The organism is Pseudomonas sp. P135 (assembly GCF_020312125.1).
GTDB lineage: Bacteria > Pseudomonadota > Gammaproteobacteria > Pseudomonadales > Pseudomonadaceae > Aquipseudomonas > Aquipseudomonas fragariae.
Genome location: NZ_JAGPYR010000004.1, coordinates 111,740 through 131,224, shown reverse-complemented (window position 1 = coordinate 131,224; position 19,485 = coordinate 111,740). Strand labels below are relative to the sequence as shown.

Below are 19,485 nucleotides of genomic sequence, written 5' to 3'. Positions count from 1 at the left end.
GATGACGCAGCAGGAGTTCAACGATCCACTGTGGCGCACGATTTTATCCGGCGCGCAAATGCTCTTCGTGGCCTTTGGCGCGCTGGTGCTGATGCCGCTGATCACCGGGCTCGATCCGAACGTGGCGCTGTTCACCGCAGGCCTGGGCACGCTGTTGTTCCAGATCGTCACCGGGCGTCAGGTGCCGGTCTTTCTGGCCTCGAGCTTTGCCTTCATCACCCCGATCATCCTCGCCAAGGGCCAGTTCGGCCTGGCCGCGACCATGGGCGGTGTCATGGCGGCAGGCTTTGTGTATACCTTTCTCGGTCTGGCGGTGAAGATCAAGGGCACTGGTTTCATTGATCGCCTGCTGCCTCCCGTGGTGATCGGGCCGGTCATCATCTCCATCGGCCTGGCCATGGCCCCGATTGCAGCCAACATGGCGATGGGCAAGTCCGGCGATGGCGTGCAGTTGATTCCCTATCAGACCGCCATGCTGATTTCGATGCCGGCCTTGCTGACCACGCTGATCGTGGCGGTGTTCGGCAAAGGCATTTTCCGTCTGGTGCCGATCATCTCCGGCGTGCTGGTAGGGTTCGCGCTGTCGTTCTACTTTGGTGTGGTCGATACCAAAAAGATCGCTGACGCCGCCTGGCTGGCCTTGCCGCACTTTACCGCACCGGAATTCAACTGGCAGGCGATTCTGTTCATTGTTCCGGTGGCCCTGGCCCCGGCCATCGAGCACATCGGCGGCGTGATTGCAGTCGGCAGTGTGACCGGACGCGATTACCTGAAAAAGCCGGGCCTGCACCGCACGCTGTTTGGCGACGGCATCGCCACCACCGCGGCTGGCCTGTTCGGCGGCCCGCCCAATACCACTTACGCCGAAGTGACTGGCGCGGTGATGCTGACCAAGAATTACAACCCGCAGATCATGATCTGGGCGTCGTTCTTTGCGATCACACTGGCGTTCATCGGCAAGTTCGGCGCGCTGCTGCAGAGCATTCCGGTGCCGGTAATGGGCGGCATTCTGTGCCTGCTGTTCGGTTCGATTGCCGCAGTGGGCATGAACACCCTGATCCGCCACAAGATCGACCTGGCCGAAGCGCGCAATCTGGTGATTGTCTCGGTCACCCTGGTATTCGGGATCGGCGGCGTATTGATCGGCACCGGCAACGGCCCGAACGATTTCGGCCTGAAGGGCATCGCCCTGTGCGCCGTGACCGCCATCGCCCTGAACCTGATCCTGCCGGGCAATGACAGCTGGAAGAACAAGCAGCTGGATGATCAGTTGCCGTAATCCTGCCCGGAGTGGGCTTGACCATCGTGCCAACGCTCCGCGTTGGCATGCAGTTCTGGACGCTCTGCGTCCGACCCTGAATGTGCGGTGCAGCGCAGATTTGCGACGCGGAGCGTCACGAAATGCATTCCTACGCGGAGCGTAGGAACGATCATCACCACCCTGGCGTTCGCAGCACTACAACATCAACGGCGCACGCTCGCACAGTCTGTTCAACTCTTTCGCCCAGTTGGGGTCGTCGTTCAGGCAAGGGATCAGGATCAGTTCCTCTCCCCCCGCTTCCTTGAACTGCTCGGCACCGCGATCACCGATCTCCTCCAGCGTCTCGATGCAATCGGCCACGAACGCCGGGCACATGACCAGCAGCTTCTTCACACCTTTCGCCGCCAGTTCGTCCAGATGCGCTTCGGTGTAGGGTTCGATCCACTTGGCACGCCCCAGACGTGACTGGAACGACACCGACCATTTGCCGTCAGCAATGCCCATACGTTTGGCGAATGCCGCCGCCGACTGTATGCACTGCGCGCGATAGCAGGTGGCGAGCACTTCGGCGGGGGCGGTCATGCAGCAGTCGTCCTTCAGGCAATGCTTGCCGGTCGGGTCGAGCTTGTGCAGATGCCGCTCGGGAAGACCGTGAAAGCTCAGCAGCAAATGGTCGTAAGGCTGCTCCAGATGCGGCCGCACGCTTTCCACCAGCGCACTCAGGTACTCGGGCTGATCGTAGAACGGCTGCAGCACCGAGAACTGCATTTTCAACGATTTGGCGCGCACCACACGTTTGGCTTCTTCAATGACCGTGGTCACCGTGCTGTCGGCGAACTGCGGATACAGCGGCGCCAGGGTGACCTTCTTGAAGCCCTGCTCTGCCAGGCGCGTCAGCACGGTTTCGATGGACGGCTCGCCATAACGCATGGCCAGCTCGACCGGCCCGTGCGACCACTCCTTTTTCATCGCCTGCTGCAGACGCTTGCTCAGCACCACCAGAGGCGAACCTTCATCCCACCAGATGGACGCATAGGCGTGTGCGGACTGCTCTGGCCGTTTGATCAGAATCAGCGAGACCAACAGCCTGCGCACTGGCCACGGCAGGTCGATCACATAAGGATCCATCAGGAACTGGTTCAGATAGCTGCGCACGTCTGCCACTTGAGTAGAGGCAGGCGAACCCAGATTGACCAGCAACAAAGCGTGATCGGTCATGCAACATCCTATTCATTTCAACAGCGTTCAGTGGCGACCCAGCAAATCCTGCAGGGCGGTGTCGAGTTCGGTGTACTTGAATGTAAAACCAGCTTCCTGCAAACGCTCCGGCCGCGCACGCTGACCACCGAGCAGCAATACCGAAAGCTCACCCAGCAATACCTTCAGGGCCAGCGCAGGCATCGGCATGAACGCCGGTCGGTGCAGAATGCCGGCCAGGGTCTTGGCAAACTGACGATTGCGCACCGGTGAAGGCGCGCAAACATTATAAGGACCCTTTGCTTCATTCAGATTTAACAAAAAATCAATTGCGGCGATTTGATCCTGGAGGTGAACCCACGGCATCCACTGCCTGCCGTTACCGATCGGCCCGCCCATGCCGAATTTGAAAGGGGGCAACAGACGCTGCAGAAAACCGGCGCGATCGGACAGCACCAGCCCCGTGCGTATCAGCACCACCCGCACACCCAGCGCCTCGGCACGTTGCGCGGTTTCTTCCCAGGCATTGCACAGCTGGCTGGCAAAGTCTTCCTTGGCAGGCAGCGAGGTTTCGTCGATTTCGCGCTCGCCACTGTCGCCGTACCAACCGACTGCGGAACCGGAAATCATCAGCGCAGGTTTTTGCGTGCGAGTGCCCAGCCATTTCAGCAGTTGCTCGGTCAGGCCGACGCGACTCTCCCACAGCAACAGACGGCGCTTGCGGGTCCAGGGACGATCCGCAATGGGCGCGCCTGCCAGATTGATGATTGCATCCACCGGCTGCGTGCCCAGCTCATCAAGGCTGGCAATGCCACGCACTGAGGGACCGCACAGCTCGACGACATCGGCGGGTGTTCGGCTCCATACCGTCAATTCATGGCCTTGAGCAGACCAGAAACGGCAGAGCGCTCGTCCTATCAAACCAGTACCACCGGTCAGCAATATGTGCATGGCAGATAACCTCGCGTGGCGTAGGTGACAATTGAGTAGTCTTATTTTTACCAGTGACGCTGTCCGTGACGTTGGTCCGGAAAACGAAACTGTCAGCTGAACCATAGGCCACAGCAGAATGAAGCGCAGCCTCGAGGCCTTCGCCCGAGTCGCTGAACCGTTCGACCTTGCCAGTGGCAATGTGACTCAATCGCTAAATTGCAAAACCACTGCAAGTTATACCAAACAAGAAGATTGTACAGGTTTTAACTACGGCGTAGTCTGTACAGACAAGGTAACGAGGCCCCTATGACTGTCCCTATCGCAATCATCGGTACCGGTATCGCCGGACTCTCAGCAGCCCAGGCGCTTACAGCCGCCGGGCATCAGGTGCACCTTTTCGACAAGAGCCGCGGCAGCGGCGGTCGTATGTCCAGCAAGCGCAGCGACGCAGGTTCGCTGGACATGGGCGCACAGTATTTCACCGCCCGTGACCGGCGCTTTGCCACTGCAGTCAAGCAGTGGCAAAGCGCCGGTCACGTCGCCGAGTGGACACCCTCGCTCTACAACTTTCATGGCGGCAGACTCAGCCCTTCACCGGATGAGCAAGTGCGCTGGGTGGGTACGCCTGGCATGAGCGCTATTACCCGGGCGATGCGCGGCGATCTGCCAGTGTCGTTCTCGTGCCGGATCACTGAAGTGTTTCGCGGCGAACAACACTGGAACCTGCTGGATGCCGAAGGCGAAAGCCACGGCCCTTTCAGCCATGTGATCATCGCCACCCCGGCCCCTCAGGCCACAGCCCTGCTGGCTGCCGCGCCGAAACTGGCAAGCGTCGTGGCAGGCGTGAAGATGGACCCGACCTGGGCTGTGGCGCTGGCCTTCGAAACCCCGTTGCAGACGCCCATGCAGGGTTGCTTCGTGCAGGACAGCCCGCTGGACTGGCTGGCCCGCAACCGCAGCAAAGCCGGGCGCGACGCCACGCTCGATACCTGGGTACTGCACGCCACCAGCCAGTGGAGCCAGCAGAATATCGACGCCTCCAGAGAACAGGTGACCGAACAGTTGCACGGCGCCTTCGCGGAATTGATCGATTGCACCATGCCCGCGCCAGTGTTCAGCCTCGCCCACCGCTGGCTGTATGCACGGCCTGCCGGCTCTCACGAATGGGGCGCCCTGTCGGATGCCGATCTGGGCATTTACGTGTGCGGCGACTGGTGCCTGTCCGGACGCGTGGAAGGCGCATGGCTGAGTGGGCAGGAAGCCGCGCGTCGATTGCTGGAACACGTGCAATGAATCAGATCAACCCGCGCAAGCTGCTGCTGTCGAAATGGACAGCAGCCACCCCGCTCAACCGGGAAAAACACTTTCTGGTCACCGAGCTGTTCAAGGACGAAGAAGGCACCGTCCTGGAAATAGAGCTGCAGGCCGTGCTGACCCAGCGCAGCGAGCGACTGCCGTGGCAAGTGCTGCAACAGTCAGATACATGGCGGATGGGCTGGAAGTAGCTGGAATCAGCCCTTACCGCCCTCTACAAAGAATTTGACTTGTACAATTACACCCCTATGATGAAGACAAGTTGTACAGCACGAACTATCTGTACAAGTCTTCTGTAGAGGTGACTGATGGCGGCGTCCGCAATCGAAAAACCCAAACTCGGCATCAGTGCCTGCCTGATGGGTGCCGAGGTTCGCTTCAATGGCGGACACAAGGAATCTCATCTGTGTACGCAGGCGTTGAGCAAGTACTTCGATTTCGTCCAGGCGTGTCCTGAAGTCGCTATCGGCATGGGCATCCCGCGCGAGCCGATCAGGCTGGTGGGCGACGCAGAAAATCCCAAGGCGCTTGGTACGGTCAATCGTGACCTGGACGTTACCCAGGCCCTGGCGGATTACGGCATACAGATGGCCGCTGAGCTGGGCGATATCTGCGGCTACATCTTCATGCAGAAATCCCCTTCATGCGGCCTGGAGCGGGTCAAGGTCTACCGCGAAAACGGCGCCCCGGTCGATGGCGGCGGTCGCGGGATCTATGCGCAGGCCTTTTGCGAACGTCACCCCGATCTGCCCGTCGAGGAAGACGGCCGGCTCAACGATGCCGTGCTGCGCGAAAACTTCGTCACCCGCGTGTTTGCCTACGCGGCCTGGCAACAGTTGCTGAAAGAAGGCGTCACCCGGCGCGCCCTGACCGAATTCCACTCGCGCTACAAATACCAGCTGATGGCCAACGACCCGGTGCAATACAAGGCGTTGGGCAAGATGCTCGGCAGCATGGGCCGCACCGACCCGAACGAAATCGCGCCGCTGTACTTCAGCCAATTGATGGCAGCCTTGAAAAAGTGCGCTACGCGCAGCACTCATACCAACGTCCTGCAGCACCTGTGTGGTTATTTGAAACAAACCATTACCAGTGAAGACAAGCAGGAAATCCAGCAGGTCATCGCCCAGTATCACCAGGGCATCGTGCCCCTGATCGTGCCGCTGACGCTGCTCAAGCATCATTTTCGCCAACATCCGGACCCGTATGTGGCGCTGCAGGTGTACATGCAGCCCCACCCGGAAAACCTCAGCCTGCGCAATGCGATTTGACTCATGAATGAAACAGACACAGAGGTACCGGGCGACTGGTTGCCGATCCGCGAGGTTGCACGGCAGACAGGCGTCAACGCCGTCACCCTGCGTGCCTGGGAGCGTCGTTACGGGCTGATCGTCCCGCACCGCACCGCCAAAGGTCATCGGCTGTATTCGGACGAGCATGTGCAGCGCGTCATGAAGATTCTGACCTGGCTTAACCGCGGTGTGTCCGTCAGTCAGGTCAAGGGGCTGATCGATGACAATCGCAAGGACGCCCTGCCGCCGACCAACGACTGGGACGCATTGCGTCAGACCTTGCTGGTCGCGATCGGCGAGCTGGCCGAACGCCGGGTCGATGACGTGTTCAATCAGGCGATGTCGCTGTACCCGCCGCGCACGCTGTGTGAGCAATTGCTGCTGCCGCTGCTGGCCGAACTGGAACAGCGCTGGCAAGGCAAGTTCGGCGCACAACTGGAGCGCACGTTTTTCTACTCCTGGCTGCGCAGCAAGTTTGGCGCACGCATCTACCACAACAATCGTCAGCTAAATGGCACCCCGTTGCTGCTGGTCAATCAGTCCGATCTGCCGCTGGAGCCGCACCTGTGGCTGGCGGCCTGGCTGGTGAGCAGCGCCGATTGCCCGGTCGAGGTGTTCGACTGGCCGTTGCCGGTCGGCGAGCTGGCGCTGGCAGCCGAATACCTGAAGCCACGCGGCATAGTGCTGTATTCCAGCAAGTCGCTGAACGTGCCCCATCTGCCCCGATTGCTGGCCAATATCACCTGCCCTGTCGTGCTGGGCGGACCAACGGTGCAGATCCATAATGCCGAGTTGCTCGTACAGGCCACGGAGATATCTGGACTGACCCTTGCCCACGACGTACTCAGCGCTCAAATCGAGCTGGGCAAGCTCGGACTTATCTAAGGACTTCTCATGCAACTGATCTGGCTGCGTAGCGACCTGCGCGCTCAAGACAACACTGCCCTGACCGCCGCCATGGAGCGCGGTCCGACGCTGGCGGTCTACCTGCTCAGTCCTGCGCAGTGGCGCAGCCATGACGATGCCGACTGCAAGGTAGACTTCTGGCTGCGCAATCTGGTCGAGCTCGAGAAGGCGCTGGGCGAGTTGAACGTTCCTTTGCTGATCCGCGAGGCGGACACCTGGGATCAGGCGCCTGAAGTGCTGGCAACACTGTGCACACAGTTCAAGGTCGAGGGCCTGCACCTCAATCAGGAATACGGCATCAACGAAACCCGCCGCGACCAGGCGGTGCAGAAGGCAATGGAAAAAGCCGGTGTGCACTTCAACAGCTACCTCGATCAGCTGTTATTCAAGCCTGGCAGCATCCTGACCAAGACCGGCAACTATTTTCAGGTATTCACCCAGTTCAAGAAGGTCTGCTACACCCGACTGCACGAGGCCATGCCGCACCCGGTGCGCACCCCGCAAGCGCAGGCGGCACAGTCGATGAAAAGCGATGCGGTTCCCGAGCAGGTCAAGGGCTTTGCCACGCCCTCGAAAGCCTTGCGTGACCTGTGGCCGGCCGGTGAGGCCGAAGCCAGACGGCGCATGGACGCCTTCGCCGACGAGCAGATCAGCTACTACAAGACCGAACGCGACTTTCCGGCCAAGCCCGGCACCAGCCAGTTGTCGGCCTATCTGGCGGCCGGGGTGATTTCGCCGCGCCAGTGCCTGCACGCGGCACTGGCCAGTAATCAGGGCGAGTTCGAGACTGGCGACGTGGGCACCGTGACCTGGATCAACGAGCTATTATGGCGAGAGTTCTATAAACACACGCTGGTCGGCTACCCACGCGTCTCGCGTCATCGCGCCTTTCGCCCGGAAACCGAGGCGTTGAAGTGGCGCGATGCACCTGAAGAACTGCGCGCCTGGCAAGAAGCGCGTACCGGGCTGCCAATCATTGACGCAGCGATGCGCCAGTTGCTGGAAACCGGATGGATGCACAATCGGCTAAGGATGGTCGTTGCGATGTTTCTCACCAAAAATCTTCTGATCGACTGGCGTGAGGGCGAGCGCTTTTTCATGCGCCACCTGATCGACGGTGATCTGGCATCCAACAACGGCGGCTGGCAGTGGAGCTCGTCCACTGGTACCGACTCGGCGCCCTACTTCCGTATTTTCAATCCGCTGTCGCAGTCGGAACGCTTCGACCCCGAGGGCGTGTTCATCAAGCGCTGGCTGCCGGAACTGGCGGATATGAATAAAAAGCAGATTCACGACCCGTCGTTAATCGGTGACCTATTTGGCGCTGCCGACTACCCGAAACCCATCGTCGACCTGAGCAAGAGCCGCGCCCGCGCCCTGGCAGCGTTCAAGGCGCTCCCGGCTCGACAGCCGGCCGCAGGAGTCGAACATGGCTGATTTCCTGCATCGCTTCGCCGAGGGTTTTGCCGCGCTGAACAAGGACAACCTTGATCAGGTTGCCGAGCTGTACAGCGAAGACGTGTCGTTCAGCGACCCGATGCACGATATCCACGGCCTTGCCGCCATGCGCCGCTATTTCGGCGAGCTGTACGCCAACGTCCAGGACCTGCATTTCGACTTCCACGCCTTCGACGAGGTGCGCCCCGGCGAGGGCTATCTGGTCTGGACCATGAGTTATTCGCACCCGCGTCTGGCCGCCGGCCGGACAATTCAGGTAGAAGGCTGTTCGCAACTGAAGTGGCGCGACAAGGTTTATCGACACCGGGACTACTTCGATGCCGGTGCATTGCTCTACGAACATCTGCCCATCATGGGTCGAGTCATCCATTGGTTGAAGAAGAGGTTGGGATGAGCACTCCTGTTGCACGACGCATCTGGTTGACCGGAGCAAGCAGCGGCATTGGCCTGGCACTGGCCAAAGAACTGCTCAACGCCGGTCACCGGCTCGCGCTGACCGCCCGCACGCTTGAGCCATTGCAGAACCTTGCGAACGTTTATCCCACGCAGGTGCTGCTGGTGACCGGTGACATCACCGACCCCGAGCAAGTCAAGGCGATTGCCGACGACATCGCCCGGCAATGGGGAGCCCTGGACACGGCCATCTTCAACGCGGGCACCTGCGAATACATCGACGCCCGACAGTTTGAAGCGGCCATGGTCGAACGCGTGGTACGCACCAACCTGCTGGCCAGCAGTTACTGCATCGAGCACGCGTTGCCGCTGCTGCGCAAAGGTCATCAGCCGCACCTGGTCGGCGTGGCCAGTGCGGTGACCTACCTGGCCCTGCCCCGCGCCGAAGCCTACGGCGCGTCGAAAGCCGGCCTGCGTTATCTGCTCGAAGCGCTGCGGCTGGACCTGGCCAGCGAAAACATCGACGTGACAGTGGTCAGCCCCGGGTTCGTCGACACGCCGCTGACGCAGAAAAATGATTTCCCCATGCCCATGCGCTGGCCTGTCGAGAAGGCAGCCAAACATATCGCCAGCAAACTGGGGCGCAACAAACGTCCGCTGGATATCGCCTTTCCGGCGCTGTTCATCTTCAGCATGAGCTTACTGGCCCTGCTCCCGGCACGCGCCCGACTGGCCCTCGGCAAACGCATGGCGCGCAGCGAATCGTCGAATAAGGACGCGCAATGAAGATCGCAGTCATTGGCAGCGGGATTTCTGGCCTGACCAGTGCCTACCTGCTCAACCGCGCGCATGAGGTGACCGTGTTCGAGTCTTCGGACTGGATCGGCGGGCATACTCACACGGTGGATGTGCAGGTCGAAGGCCGCGCCTACGCGATCGACACCGGTTTCATTGTCTTCAACGACTGGACCTACCCCAATTTCATTCGCCTGCTAGGCCAGCTGGGTGTCGGCTTCCAGCCTGCGGAAATGAGTTTTTCGGTACATGATCCGCGTACTGGCGTGGAATATAACGGCAACAACCTCAACAGCCTGTTCGCCCAGCGCAGCAACCTGCTGTCGCCGCGGTTCTGGGGCATGCTGCGCGATATCCTGCGCTTCAATCGTCAATCGGTCGATGATCTGGAAAACCAGCGCATCGCGGCAGACACCACGCTGGGCGAGTACCTGAAGAACGGCGGTTATGGCCAGCGCTTCATCGATCATTACATCGTGCCCATGGGCGCGGCGATCTGGTCGATGTCGCTGGCCGACATGCTCGGCTTCCCGCTGCAGTTCTTCGTGCGCTTTTTCAAGAATCACGGCCTGCTCTCAGTCACTCATCGGCCGCAATGGTGCGTGATCGAAGGCGGTTCCAGAAGTTATGTGGAACCGCTGACAGCCTCGTTCCGCGAGCGCATTCGTCTGTCCTGCCCGGTCACACGTGTCGAGCGTGACAGCGAAGGTGTGACGCTGCACAGCGCCATGGGCAGCGAACGTTTCGACAAGGTGGTGTTTGCCTGTCACAGCGATCAGGCCCTGGCCCTGCTGGCACAGCCATCGAGTGCCGAGCAGTCGATTCTCGGCGCGCTGCGCTATGCCGAAAACGATGTGGTGCTGCACACCGACACGCGACTGCTGCCCAAGCGCAAACTGGCCTGGGCGAGCTGGAACTATCGCCTGGGCGGCGGCGAACAGCAGTCGGCCGCCGTCACCTATGACATGAACATTCTGCAAGGGATCGAGAGCGACACGACGTTCTGCGTCAGCCTCAACCAGACTGCGGCCATCGACCCGGCCAAAATCCTTGGCCGCTACCGCTATGCCCATCCGCAATACAGCCTCGATGCGATCACTGCACAGGCGCGCTGGGAGGAAATCAACGGTGTCGACCACACCTGGTACTGCGGCGCCTACTGGGCCAATGGCTTTCACGAAGACGGCGTGGTCAGCGGCCTGCGTGTCGCCCAGGCCTTTGGTGAAACGCTGTGAACAGCGCCCTTTACAGTGGCTGGATCAGCCACCGGCGGTTTGCACCGCGCGCCCATGAGTTCACCTATCGGATAGGCCTGCTCTATCTGGATCTGGATGAACAGGACAGCGTGCTGGGGCTCTCCCCACTGGCAGGCCGGGGGCGTTTTGCGCCGTTCTCGTTTCGTGAGCGAGACTATCTGCCAGAGCTGACCGGGCAAGGACTGACGCTCATCGAGGCGGTCCGCGAGCGGGTCGGCAAAGCGTTGGGGCGCATCCCGTCTGGCCGCGTCTGCCTGCTGACGCAGGCGCGCAGTTGGGGGCTGTCGTTCAACCCGGTGAGTTTTTTCTACTGCCACGAAGCTGACGGCACACTGGCCGGCATTCTGTGTGAAGTGACCAATACCCCGTGGGGCGAGCGCTACAGCTATGTGCTGCCCGCCACCGGCGAAGGCCATCAGCATTTCGCCGTGGCCAAGGCCTTTCATGTTTCACCGTTTCTGCCACGTGATCTCGAGTACCGCATGAGCTTCAGCCAGCCCGCCGAACGGATCGGTGTACACATGGCTGACTGGCAAGGCGAACTGAAGATGTTTGACGCCACGCTCAATCTGACCCGCCAGAGTCTCAACCGCAAGACGCTGCATCGCTATCTGATCGCTTATCCATGGATGACCGCGAAAACCTGTCTGGCCATTTATTGGCAGGCCATGCGCCTGTTGGTCAAACGCATACCCATCTTTTCCCATCAGGCCGCTGACGGCGAGTACCGTGCTGCCGCCGCGCAATCCAAGGACTCACTCCATGAAAAGCAGTAGCAGTAGTTTTTCTGCCAATCTGGGCACTAATGGTTTGACTGCCAACCTCCTGCGCCGAGGCGTGCTGCGGCAACTCGCCGGACTGCGCAACGGCCAGTTGGTGATTGTCGAACGGGGTGAGCGCCATGTGTTCGGCAAGAACGGCGCGCTGATTCAGGCTGAAATCCACCTTCTCGATTCGGCAGCCTGGGGCATGGTCGCCAGTAACGGTTCCATCGGTGCGGGCGAGGCCTTCATTCATGGCTACTGGACGACACCAGACCTGACGGCGGTGATCAGGGTGTTTGTCAGCAATCTGGATGTGCTGGATGCGATGGAGGGCGGAATGGCGCGCCTGACCCGCCCGCTGATTCACGCGTTGCACTGGCTCAACCGCAATACACGCGAAGGCTCGCAGAAAAATATCGCGGCCCACTACGACCTGGGCAACACGCTGTTCGAGCAGTTTCTCGACCCGACCATGATGTATTCAGCCGCACAGTTCCTCAGCGAAGACGACACGCTGGAACAGGCGCAGTTGAACAAGCTCGAGCGCATCTGTCAGAAACTCGCCCTGAAGCCCACCGATCACTTGCTGGAAATCGGCACCGGCTGGGGCAGCATGGCTATTTACGCGGCGCAGCACTACGGCTGCCAGGTGACCACTACGACCCTGTCCAAGGAGCAGTTCGCCTACACCGAGCGACGACTGATCGAACTGGGCCTGCAGGATCGCGTGACGTTGCTGCTGACCGACTACCGGGACCTGACCGGTGAGTACGACAAGCTGGTGTCCATCGAGATGATCGAAGCGGTCGGCCATCGCTTTCTGCCCACCTACTTCAAGCAATGCGCGAACCTGCTGAAAAGCAACGGCATGATGCTGCTGCAGGCGATCACCATCCGCGAACAGCGTTACGCACAGGCCAAGCGCACTGTGGACTTCATCCAGCGTTACATTTTCCCCGGTGGCGCCCTGCCCTCGGTGGCGAAGATGCTCGACATCGTCGGCAGCGATACCGACATGAACCTGCTGCACATGGAAGATTTCGGCTTGCACTACGCGCGCACCCTGCGCCTGTGGCACGACAACTTCAAAAACGCCCACGGCAAACTCGCCGAGCTGGGTTACGACGAGCATTTCCTGCGCCTGTGGGAGTTTTACATGTGCTACTGCGAAGGCGGCTTCCTGGAGCGGACCATAGGCACCGCGCAACTGCTGCTCGCCAAGCCCGAAGCGCTGCGCGAACCGCTGCTTGGGCGCTTCAATGCTTAAATCCATTGCCAACGCGCTGTTGTTTCAGATCGGCTGGTTCGCCTGCGTACTGGGCGGCAACAGCTTCTGGCTGCTGATCGCCGTGGGCGTGCTGGCGGTGCATTTTCTGTGGATCAGCTCATGGGCAGCGGAAGGCCGGCTGATTCTGACGGTGACCTTGATCGGTATCGTGCTGGACAGTACCTTGATGACACTCGGCGTTTTTGATTTCGGCACGGGCGGCTACCTCTTGCCGTTGTGGCTGGCGCTGTTGTGGGCGGTGCTGGGCACCACGCTCAATCATTGCCTGGCCTGGACGGCGAAGCCGCTATGGCGTGCAGTCGTGCTGGGCGCTATTGGCGGCCCGATGTCGTACTATGCCGGCTCGCAACTGGCCCAGGTCCACCTTCCCCTCGGAGTGTGGCCAGGCATGCTGGTGCTGGGGCTGGTCTGGGCGGGTATATTTCCCCTGCTGCAATGGCTGGCAGCCCGCGCCGCCAGACACTCGGGAGAAACGCTCTGAACGCTACACTCATTCCGCTCGCCGAGGTCCACGGCGAACCGGCAGTCACTTGTTCGACCTGCGCAGCCTGCTGCTGCCAACTGGAAGTGATGCTGATCACCGACACGGGCGTGCCTGAGCGTTACATCGATACCGATGAGTGGGGTGGCGAGGTCATGTTGCGCCTGGATGACGGCTGGTGCGCTGCGCTGGATCGCAACACGATGATGTGCACGATCTACGAGAAACGCCCGTTGATCTGTCGTGAATTCGAAGCGGGTGCGGAAGACTGCCTGAACGAACGCAAAGGGATTGCGACGGCTTATCTTTGATTCATCACTATCGTCCCCACGCGCTGTGCTAAGCGTTATACACAAATCTGTTCTTGATTCTGGCCGAAGGCCGTAGGAGCGGACCGGGCGACGCTTCGCTTGTTCGCGAAGGCGTCAGTTCAGACGAAGTATTTTCGGTGAATATACCGGCCCTTTCGCGAACAAGTTCGCTCCTACGCCCTGCGGGCAGAAGCCTGAAAGCGCCGTCACCCGGGCTCTTCTGCGGGGGGGGGGATGGTCCGGAGCGGAGCGTCACGAAATGCATGCCAACGCGGGGCGCTGGCATGAGAGGCAGCTGTTTTATCAGAACGGCATCTTGTAGTGCAGTGCGTAGCTCTCTATACCGTCGTTCGGCTCTTTGATGCCGGCGTTGGAGTAGTGGGTCGCACGGATACCGACTTCATGCCCGCCCGCGAAGCGCAGACCGAAACCGATACGGTCTTCGAAGTTGAAGGCAGAACCGAACTTGCGGTCTTCGACCTGGGTGTTGGAGAACACCGAGACGCCGATACCGGCTTCTACGTATGGCTTGACGTTGCCGTTGCCGAACTCGTAGACCAGAACCGGGGAGAACGACAGGCTGTGGTTATCCTTGTAGTCCTTGCCATCCCAGTAGGTGTAAGCGCCATCCCAGTAGCCGGTCAGACGACCGATGTCGCTTTGCAGCCAGGTTTTATCCCAATCAAACTGCACGCCCAGACGATAAGTCATGGTCGACTCGCCGGTCTGACCGACCGAAAACTCAACACCATCAGCCTGCGCGATTGAAGCTTGCCCTGCCAAAGCGGCCGCAATCACGGCCAGGCAAAAGAGTCTCTTCATGAGAAACGTCCTAAATATATTAAATTGTACGAAAAGTGTTGGAATTCATCAGCCGCTTTTATAGAAGCCGCGGAGGCGACGTAAGTTCACCCCAAAAGCGCTTTTTTTCACGTTTTTTTTACAAACAGAAGCTTCTCACATTGCCGACGTTTTGCGACAAAAAAGGTAGGATTTTTCTGAAATTGTCCGGTATGTCACTAGACCAATACACAGTGTCTCGGGCGACACCACTGGCAAGCAGGCCGGACCGCGCCAAAAGACGCTGCAGCTGCCGCGCCACTGCGGCTCCGGTATCGATCAGGGTGACCGATTCGGGGAGCATTTCGCGCAGCAATGGCTTGAGAAACGGGTAATGAGTACAGCCCAGAATGATCGTGTCACAGCGCGCTGCCAGCAATGGCTCGACATAGTGCTGCAGCAGCTGACGGATTTGCGGACTGACCAGGTCGCCGGTTTCGATCAGCTCGACCAGCCCGGGGCACGGCTGGGTCACGACCCGCACATCGTTGGCAAAACGGTCCAGCAAGGCCGCAAAGCGGGCGCTTTGCAGCGTTCCGGTAGTCGCCAGCACACCGACAACGCCGCTGCGGGTCGCCTCGGCAGCCGGTTTGACCGCTGGCTCCATACCGACAATCGGCCAGTCCGGGTAGCGCTGACGTAGGTGCGACACACCTGCGGCAGTAGCCGTGTTGCAGGCGACGACCAGCGCCTTGGCCCCCTGCTCGCGGAAAAACCCGGCAATCGTCAGGCATCGCTCGATGATGAATTCGGGAGTCTTTTCACCGTAGGGAATGTGCCCGCAGTCCGCCAGATACAGCAGCGACTCGCTGGGCAACAGCTGGCGGATTTCATTGAGCACCGACAGACCACCGACCCCGGAATCGAAGATTCCGACCGGTGCATCGCCGCCATGGCTCATATGCACGTCAAGCATGCTCGCGCTGCACACTGGCCGGACCACAGACGCTGCACGCCGGGTCACGCTTGACCTTCAGTTCACGGAAACGCGTGCTCAAGGCGTCGATCAATAACAGTCGACCGACCATGGGTTCGCCAAAGCCGGCCAGCAGTTTCAACGCCTCCAGCGCTTGCAGGCTGCCAACCAGACCGACCAGCGGCCCGATGACACCGGCCTCGCTGCAGGTCAGTTCGGCTTCGCTGCCATGCCCGTACAGACAATGGTAACAAGGGCTGTCCGCACGACGCGGGTCGAACACCGACAACTGCCCTTCAAGCCGAATGGCCGCACCACTGACCAACGGCTTGCCGGCAGCGACACAGGCGGCGTTGACCGCTTCGCGAGTGGCGAAATTATCCGAGCAATCGAGCACCAGATCGACAGCCTGTACCGCCGCGTCCAGTGAGTCGGTATCCAGCGCTGCACGATGAGCGACAAGGGTGATCTCGGGATTGATCGCATTGAGCCGGGTGATGGCCGAATCTACCTTGGCCTGCCCGATGCTCTGAGTGTCGTGGATGATCTGGCGTTGCAGGTTGGTCAGGTCGACGTGATCAAAATCCGCCAGATGCAGCTCACCAACCCCGGCGGCGGCCAGATACAGGGCCACCGGCGAGCCAAGCCCGCCGACGCCCACGACCAGCGCACGACTTTGCTTGAGTCTTAGCTGGCCATCGATATCAACATGTTGCAGCAGAATCTGGCGACTGTAGCGCAGCAGCTCCTGATCACTCAGCACAGCTTGCATCCGAAGGTGATGCGCTCATGCTCGCCCAGATCACGGCGCGTCTGAATACGCTCGAAGCCCTGGCGAATCAGCAGCTCACGCACCGCAGGTCCCTGATCGTAGCCGTGCTCCAGCAGCAGCCAGCCATCCGCATTGAGATGTGCAGGCGCCTGTTCGATGATCGTGCGCAAGTCATCCAGCCCGTCGGAACCGGCCACCAGCGCGCTGCTCGGCTCAAAACGCACGTCACCGGCCGACAGATGCGGATCGGCGTCGGAGATGTACGGCGGGTTGCTGATGATCAGGTCGAACTGTCGACCTTGCAGGCCACTGAACCAGTGGCTTTCGAAGACTTCGGCGTTGTTCAGTTGCAAGCGCTGCCGGTTGCGTTCAGCCAAGGCGACGGCCTCTGGCACACGGTCAACCGCGGTGACCTTCCATTGCTGGCGTTCGTTGGCCAGCGCCAGCGCAATTGCGCCGGTGCCGGTGCCGAGGTCCAGCACCTGAGCGGGTGCGAAGGCAGGCACCAGTTCCAGTGCCGCCTCGACCAGCATTTCGGTTTCGGGGCGCGGGATCAACGTGTGCGGGGCGACTTCGAGATCAAGCTTCCAGAAGCCCTGCTGGCCGAGAATGTAAGCGACCGGCTCGCCCTTGCGGCGGCGCTCCATGTAGCCGGCGAATGCCACGGCGGCTTCGGTGCTGACGATGCGCTCGGGCCAGGTGTGCAGAAAACTGCGTGGTTTGCCCAGCGCCGCCGCCAGCAGCAGCTCGGCATCAAGCCGTGCAGTCGGTGAATCGGGAAGCTCGGCGCTTCTGAGTACACTTGCGATGATGGTCATTTACTCACCCAGTGCCGCAAGTTGATCAGCCTGATATTCAGCGAGTAGCGGCTCTATCACTGCATCGACTCCGCCCGCCAGAACTTCATCCAGCGAATACAGAGTCAGGTTCACGCGGTGATCCGTCACTCGCCCCTGAGGGAAATTATACGTACGTATGCGCTCGGACCGATCGCCCGAGCCGACCAGCAGCTTGCGCTCGCTGGCAATGGCATTGGCCGCCGCGCTGGTCTGCTGATCATTCAGTTTGGCAGATAGCCAGGACATTGCCCGGGCTCTGTTCTTGTGCTGCGAACGCTCTTCCTGGCACTCGACGACAATACCCGACGGCAAGTGGGTAATGCGGATCGCCGAGTCGGTTTTGTTGACGTGCTGTCCACCAGCGCCCGAAGAACGATAGGTGTCGACCCGCAGGTCGGCTGGGTTGATCTCGATCGCCTGCTGCTCGTCAGGCTCCGGCAATACCGCAACCGTACAGGCTGAGGTATGGATGCGGCCCTGGGATTCGGTCTCCGGAACACGCTGCACACGGTGCGCACCAGACTCGAATTTCAGCTTGCCGTAGACGCTGTCACCCTCGACACGTGCAATGACTTCCTTGTAGCCGCCATGCTCGCCTTCGTTTTCGGAAAGAATCTCGACCCGCCAGCCACGCCGCTCGGCGTAACGCGAATACATGCGGAACAGGTCGCCGGAGAAGATCGCCGCTTCGTCGCCGCCGGTGCCTGCGCGGATTTCCAGAAACACGTTACGACCGTCGTTCGGGTCCTTGGGCAACAGCATGCGCTGCAATTGCGCTTCCAGCTCGACCAGTTGCTGTTTGGTTTCGCGAACTTCCTCGACGGCCATTTCGCGCATGTCCGGATCGCTGTCCTTGAGCAGCGCCTGTGCGCCCTCCAGGTCGCCCTGCACCCTGAGCAACTGCGCGTAGAGCGCAACGACTGGCTCCACTTCAGCGTATTCACGGGAATAGGCGCGAAAGCGTGTCTGATCGCTGATGACTTCCGCGTCGCCGAGCAGCGCGGTCAGTTCCTCGAAACGGTCGCTGAGCACATCCAGCTTATTGAGCAGTGAAGCTTTCATTGCGGGGGTTTATCCGTCGAGCCCTCACCGAGGGCAAAAAGTTCCTGGGCCATGGCCAGCGCATCGACGCGACCTTCGGCAGACAGCTTCTTGAGCTGCACGCTGGGTGCATGCAGCAATTTGTTGGTCAGGCCACGCGCCAGCTGGATCAGTACGTCCTCGGCATTGCTGCCGTTGGCCAGCATACGTTGCGCCTTGCTCAGTTCTTCGTCACGCAGCCGTTCGCTTTGCTGACGATAGGCACGCAGCACGTCGACTGCGGCCAGTTCGCGCAGGCGCGACATGAAGTCCTCGGCACCCACGCTGACCAGCTGCTCGGCGGCCAGCGCCGCGCCCTGGCGGCTCTTGAGATTTTCTGCCACCACTTCATGCAGGTCATCAACGCTGTACAGGTAAACATCGTCCAGCTCGCCGACTTCAGGCTCGATATCCCGCGGTACGGCGATATCGACCATGAAAATCGGTTTGTGCTTGCGCAGCTTCAACGCGCTTTCCACGGCGCCCTTGCCCAGAATCGGCAACTGGCTGGCGGTGGAGCTGATCACGATATCGCTGTTGACCAGTTCCGCCGGGATGTCCGACAGCAGCACCGCGTGCGCACCGAACTCGGCGGCAAGCATGCTGGCGCGTTCCAGCGTGCGGTTGGCGACCACGATACGCTTGACGCCCAGATCATGCAGATGCCGGGCGACCAGCGTAATGGTCTCGCCTGCACCGATCAACAAGGCCTGGCTGCGTTGCAGGTCACTGAAAATCTGTTTCGCCAGGCTGACTGCAGCAAAGGCCACAGAGACCGGGTTTTCGCCAATGGCAGTGTCGGTACGTACCTGTTTGGCAGCGCTGAACGTCGCCTGAAACAGACGACCGAGCAACGGCCCGACCGTGCCGGCTTCGCGGGCAACCGCGTAGGCGGACTTCATCTGGCCGAGAATCTGCGGCTCGCCAAGCACCAGCGAATCGAGCCCCGAGGCGACACGCATCATGTGCCGCACGGCAGCGTCATCTTCGTGCACGTAAGCACTGGCACGCAATTCTTCAAGACTGAGGTGATGATAATTGGCCAGCCAGGCAAGAATACTGTCCGCGCCAAGGTGCTCGTGTTCGATGTACAACTCGCTGCGGTTGCAGGTCGAAAGGATCGCAGCCTCGCGGCTTTCCGTCAGTTGGCAGAGCTGCTGCAATGCCTCGACCAGCTGTTCCGGGGTAAATGCCACACGCTCGCGAACGTCGACCGAGGCGGTCTTATGGTTGATACCGAGTGCAAGGAAGGCCATTCAGGGTCGCAGGTGGTGACGTGAAGCCGGTAATTGTCCTACTTCGATAAGCTCAGAACAACCACCACATATTATTGTCCCACTACAATCGCTCGTCGCAGACCGTGCTTTCGGCTCCGCGACACTGCAAACA

General features: G+C 60.4%; 21 protein-coding genes. 13 read left to right on the top strand and 8 right to left on the bottom strand.

The window, feature by feature from the left end:
* Position 1: 1 nt before the first annotated feature.
* On the top strand, positions 2-1,279 hold the full coding sequence (locus KBY08_RS07525; RefSeq protein ID WP_011266747.1) for a uracil-xanthine permease family protein: 1,278 nt from the start codon (positions 2-4) through the stop codon (positions 1,277-1,279).
* A gap of 177 nt (positions 1,280-1,456) precedes the next feature.
* Here the strand turns inward: KBY08_RS07525 and hemH are convergent, their stop codons facing one another.
* Positions 1,457-2,479, bottom strand: a complete 1,023-nt coding sequence (hemH, locus tag KBY08_RS07520) for a ferrochelatase (RefSeq protein WP_004406934.1) — start codon at positions 2,477-2,479, stop codon at positions 1,457-1,459.
* Between the two features lie 27 nt (positions 2,480-2,506).
* Entirely contained in the window at positions 2,507-3,409 is a 903-nt protein-coding gene (locus tag KBY08_RS07515) for a TIGR01777 family oxidoreductase (protein ID WP_024640147.1), read from the bottom strand.
* Between the two features lie 288 nt (positions 3,410-3,697).
* On the opposite strand from KBY08_RS07515, the gene KBY08_RS07510 reads away from it, so the two are divergent.
* The 12 genes from KBY08_RS07510 to KBY08_RS07455 all read left to right on the top strand — a co-directional run bounded on the left by KBY08_RS07510 (position 3,698) and on the right by KBY08_RS07455 (position 13,649).
* Positions 3,698-4,684, top strand: a complete 987-nt coding sequence (locus KBY08_RS07510; RefSeq protein ID WP_111522470.1) for an NAD(P)/FAD-dependent oxidoreductase — start codon at positions 3,698-3,700, stop codon at positions 4,682-4,684.
* Positions 4,681-4,896 (top strand): TIGR02450 family Trp-rich protein, encoded by a 216-nt coding sequence (locus tag KBY08_RS07505; RefSeq protein WP_004406940.1) that lies wholly within the window; start codon positions 4,681-4,683, stop codon positions 4,894-4,896. The genes KBY08_RS07510 and KBY08_RS07505 overlap by 4 nt, the downstream gene beginning before the upstream one ends.
* Positions 4,897-5,013: 117 nt before the next feature.
* Positions 5,014-5,976 (top strand): YbgA family protein, encoded by a 963-nt coding sequence (locus tag KBY08_RS07500; protein WP_024640149.1) that lies wholly within the window; start codon positions 5,014-5,016, stop codon positions 5,974-5,976.
* A gap of 3 nt (positions 5,977-5,979) precedes the next feature.
* Positions 5,980-6,882 (top strand): MerR family transcriptional regulator, encoded by a 903-nt coding sequence (locus KBY08_RS07495; protein WP_004406943.1) that lies wholly within the window; start codon positions 5,980-5,982, stop codon positions 6,880-6,882.
* Positions 6,883-6,891: 9 nt separating this feature from the next.
* Positions 6,892-8,340 carry a deoxyribodipyrimidine photo-lyase gene (phrB, locus tag KBY08_RS07490; RefSeq protein WP_004406945.1) on the top strand — a complete coding sequence of 483 codons (1,449 nt, stop codon included), beginning with the start codon at positions 6,892-6,894 and terminating at the stop codon, positions 8,338-8,340.
* The gene (locus KBY08_RS07485; protein ID WP_111522469.1) at positions 8,333-8,755 is read left to right on the top strand and encodes a nuclear transport factor 2 family protein; all 423 of its coding nucleotides are present in this window, start codon (positions 8,333-8,335) and stop codon (positions 8,753-8,755) included. Before phrB ends, KBY08_RS07485 begins: the two co-directional genes overlap by 8 nt.
* Positions 8,752-9,540: an SDR family NAD(P)-dependent oxidoreductase gene (locus KBY08_RS07480; RefSeq protein WP_004406947.1), complete on the top strand. Its 789-nt coding sequence runs from the start codon at positions 8,752-8,754 to the stop codon at positions 9,538-9,540. Before KBY08_RS07485 ends, KBY08_RS07480 begins: the two co-directional genes overlap by 4 nt.
* Entirely contained in the window at positions 9,537-10,784 is a 1,248-nt protein-coding gene (locus KBY08_RS07475) for an NAD(P)/FAD-dependent oxidoreductase (protein ID WP_024641570.1), read from the top strand. Before KBY08_RS07480 ends, KBY08_RS07475 begins: the two co-directional genes overlap by 4 nt.
* Positions 10,781-11,581, top strand: coding sequence for a DUF1365 domain-containing protein (locus KBY08_RS07470; RefSeq protein ID WP_004406949.1), 801 nt, complete (start codon positions 10,781-10,783; stop codon positions 11,579-11,581). Before KBY08_RS07475 ends, KBY08_RS07470 begins: the two co-directional genes overlap by 4 nt.
* Positions 11,568-12,836, top strand: coding sequence for an SAM-dependent methyltransferase (locus KBY08_RS07465; protein WP_111522468.1), 1,269 nt, complete (start codon positions 11,568-11,570; stop codon positions 12,834-12,836). The genes KBY08_RS07470 and KBY08_RS07465 overlap by 14 nt, the downstream gene beginning before the upstream one ends.
* Positions 12,829-13,338, top strand: a complete 510-nt coding sequence (locus tag KBY08_RS07460) for a DUF2878 domain-containing protein (RefSeq protein ID WP_024641569.1) — start codon at positions 12,829-12,831, stop codon at positions 13,336-13,338. The genes KBY08_RS07465 and KBY08_RS07460 overlap by 8 nt, the downstream gene beginning before the upstream one ends.
* The gene (locus tag KBY08_RS07455) at positions 13,293-13,649 is read left to right on the top strand and encodes a YkgJ family cysteine cluster protein (RefSeq protein ID WP_046722219.1); all 357 of its coding nucleotides are present in this window, start codon (positions 13,293-13,295) and stop codon (positions 13,647-13,649) included. The genes KBY08_RS07460 and KBY08_RS07455 overlap by 46 nt, the downstream gene beginning before the upstream one ends.
* Positions 13,650-13,952: 303 nt before the next feature.
* On the opposite strand, the gene KBY08_RS07450 is transcribed toward KBY08_RS07455, so the two are convergent.
* The 6 genes from KBY08_RS07450 to hemA form a co-directional block, all read right to left on the bottom strand.
* Complete coding sequence (locus KBY08_RS07450; protein WP_002552154.1) at positions 13,953-14,471, bottom strand: acyloxyacyl hydrolase; 519 nt, start codon at positions 14,469-14,471, stop codon at positions 13,953-13,955.
* Between the two features lie 118 nt (positions 14,472-14,589).
* On the bottom strand, positions 14,590-15,405 hold the full coding sequence (gene murI / locus KBY08_RS07445) for a glutamate racemase (protein ID WP_111522467.1): 816 nt from the start codon (positions 15,403-15,405) through the stop codon (positions 14,590-14,592).
* Positions 15,398-16,168 carry a molybdopterin-synthase adenylyltransferase MoeB gene (locus KBY08_RS07440; protein ID WP_161806352.1) on the bottom strand — a complete coding sequence of 257 codons (771 nt, stop codon included), beginning with the start codon at positions 16,166-16,168 and terminating at the stop codon, positions 15,398-15,400. The genes murI and KBY08_RS07440 overlap by 8 nt, the downstream gene beginning before the upstream one ends.
* Positions 16,162-16,995, bottom strand: a complete 834-nt coding sequence (gene prmC, locus KBY08_RS07435) for a peptide chain release factor N(5)-glutamine methyltransferase (protein ID WP_096134981.1) — start codon at positions 16,993-16,995, stop codon at positions 16,162-16,164. The genes KBY08_RS07440 and prmC overlap by 7 nt, the downstream gene beginning before the upstream one ends.
* Positions 16,996-18,078 carry a peptide chain release factor 1 gene (prfA, locus tag KBY08_RS07430; RefSeq protein ID WP_003404940.1) on the bottom strand — a complete coding sequence of 361 codons (1,083 nt, stop codon included), beginning with the start codon at positions 18,076-18,078 and terminating at the stop codon, positions 16,996-16,998. It lies immediately after the preceding gene.
* Entirely contained in the window at positions 18,075-19,352 is a 1,278-nt protein-coding gene (gene hemA, locus KBY08_RS07425; RefSeq protein WP_003404937.1) for a glutamyl-tRNA reductase, read from the bottom strand. Before hemA ends, prfA begins: the two co-directional genes overlap by 4 nt.
* Positions 19,353-19,485: the final 133 nt, after the last annotated feature.

Coding starts and splice junctions, on each gene's coding strand:
- hemH (WP_004406934.1), bottom strand. CDS start 2,479: ATGACCGATCACGCTTTGTTGCTGGTCAATCTGGGTTCGCCTGCCTCT.
- KBY08_RS07485 (WP_111522469.1), top strand. CDS start 8,333: ATGGCTGATTTCCTGCATCGCTTCGCCGAGGGTTTTGCCGCGCTGAAC.
- prmC (WP_096134981.1), bottom strand. CDS start 16,995: ATGACCATCATCGCAAGTGTACTCAGAAGCGCCGAGCTTCCCGATTCA.
- KBY08_RS07480 (WP_004406947.1), top strand. CDS start 8,752: ATGAGCACTCCTGTTGCACGACGCATCTGGTTGACCGGAGCAAGCAGC.
- KBY08_RS07495 (WP_004406943.1), top strand. CDS start 5,980: ATGAATGAAACAGACACAGAGGTACCGGGCGACTGGTTGCCGATCCGC.
- murI (WP_111522467.1), bottom strand. CDS start 15,405: ATGCTTGACGTGCATATGAGCCATGGCGGCGATGCACCGGTCGGAATC.
- KBY08_RS07455 (WP_046722219.1), top strand. CDS start 13,293: ATGGCTGGCAGCCCGCGCCGCCAGACACTCGGGAGAAACGCTCTGAAC.
- KBY08_RS07450 (WP_002552154.1), bottom strand. CDS start 14,471: ATGAAGAGACTCTTTTGCCTGGCCGTGATTGCGGCCGCTTTGGCAGGG.
- prfA (WP_003404940.1), bottom strand. CDS start 18,078: ATGAAAGCTTCACTGCTCAATAAGCTGGATGTGCTCAGCGACCGTTTC.
- KBY08_RS07505 (WP_004406940.1), top strand. CDS start 4,681: ATGAATCAGATCAACCCGCGCAAGCTGCTGCTGTCGAAATGGACAGCA.
- hemA (WP_003404937.1), bottom strand. CDS start 19,352: ATGGCCTTCCTTGCACTCGGTATCAACCATAAGACCGCCTCGGTCGAC.
- KBY08_RS07460 (WP_024641569.1), top strand. CDS start 12,829: ATGCTTAAATCCATTGCCAACGCGCTGTTGTTTCAGATCGGCTGGTTC.
- KBY08_RS07515 (WP_024640147.1), bottom strand. CDS start 3,409: ATGCACATATTGCTGACCGGTGGTACTGGTTTGATAGGACGAGCGCTC.
- phrB (WP_004406945.1), top strand. CDS start 6,892: ATGCAACTGATCTGGCTGCGTAGCGACCTGCGCGCTCAAGACAACACT.
- KBY08_RS07475 (WP_024641570.1), top strand. CDS start 9,537: ATGAAGATCGCAGTCATTGGCAGCGGGATTTCTGGCCTGACCAGTGCC.
- KBY08_RS07500 (WP_024640149.1), top strand. CDS start 5,014: ATGGCGGCGTCCGCAATCGAAAAACCCAAACTCGGCATCAGTGCCTGC.
- KBY08_RS07510 (WP_111522470.1), top strand. CDS start 3,698: ATGACTGTCCCTATCGCAATCATCGGTACCGGTATCGCCGGACTCTCA.
- KBY08_RS07465 (WP_111522468.1), top strand. CDS start 11,568: ATGAAAAGCAGTAGCAGTAGTTTTTCTGCCAATCTGGGCACTAATGGT.
- KBY08_RS07525 (WP_011266747.1), top strand. CDS start 2: ATGACGCAGCAGGAGTTCAACGATCCACTGTGGCGCACGATTTTATCC.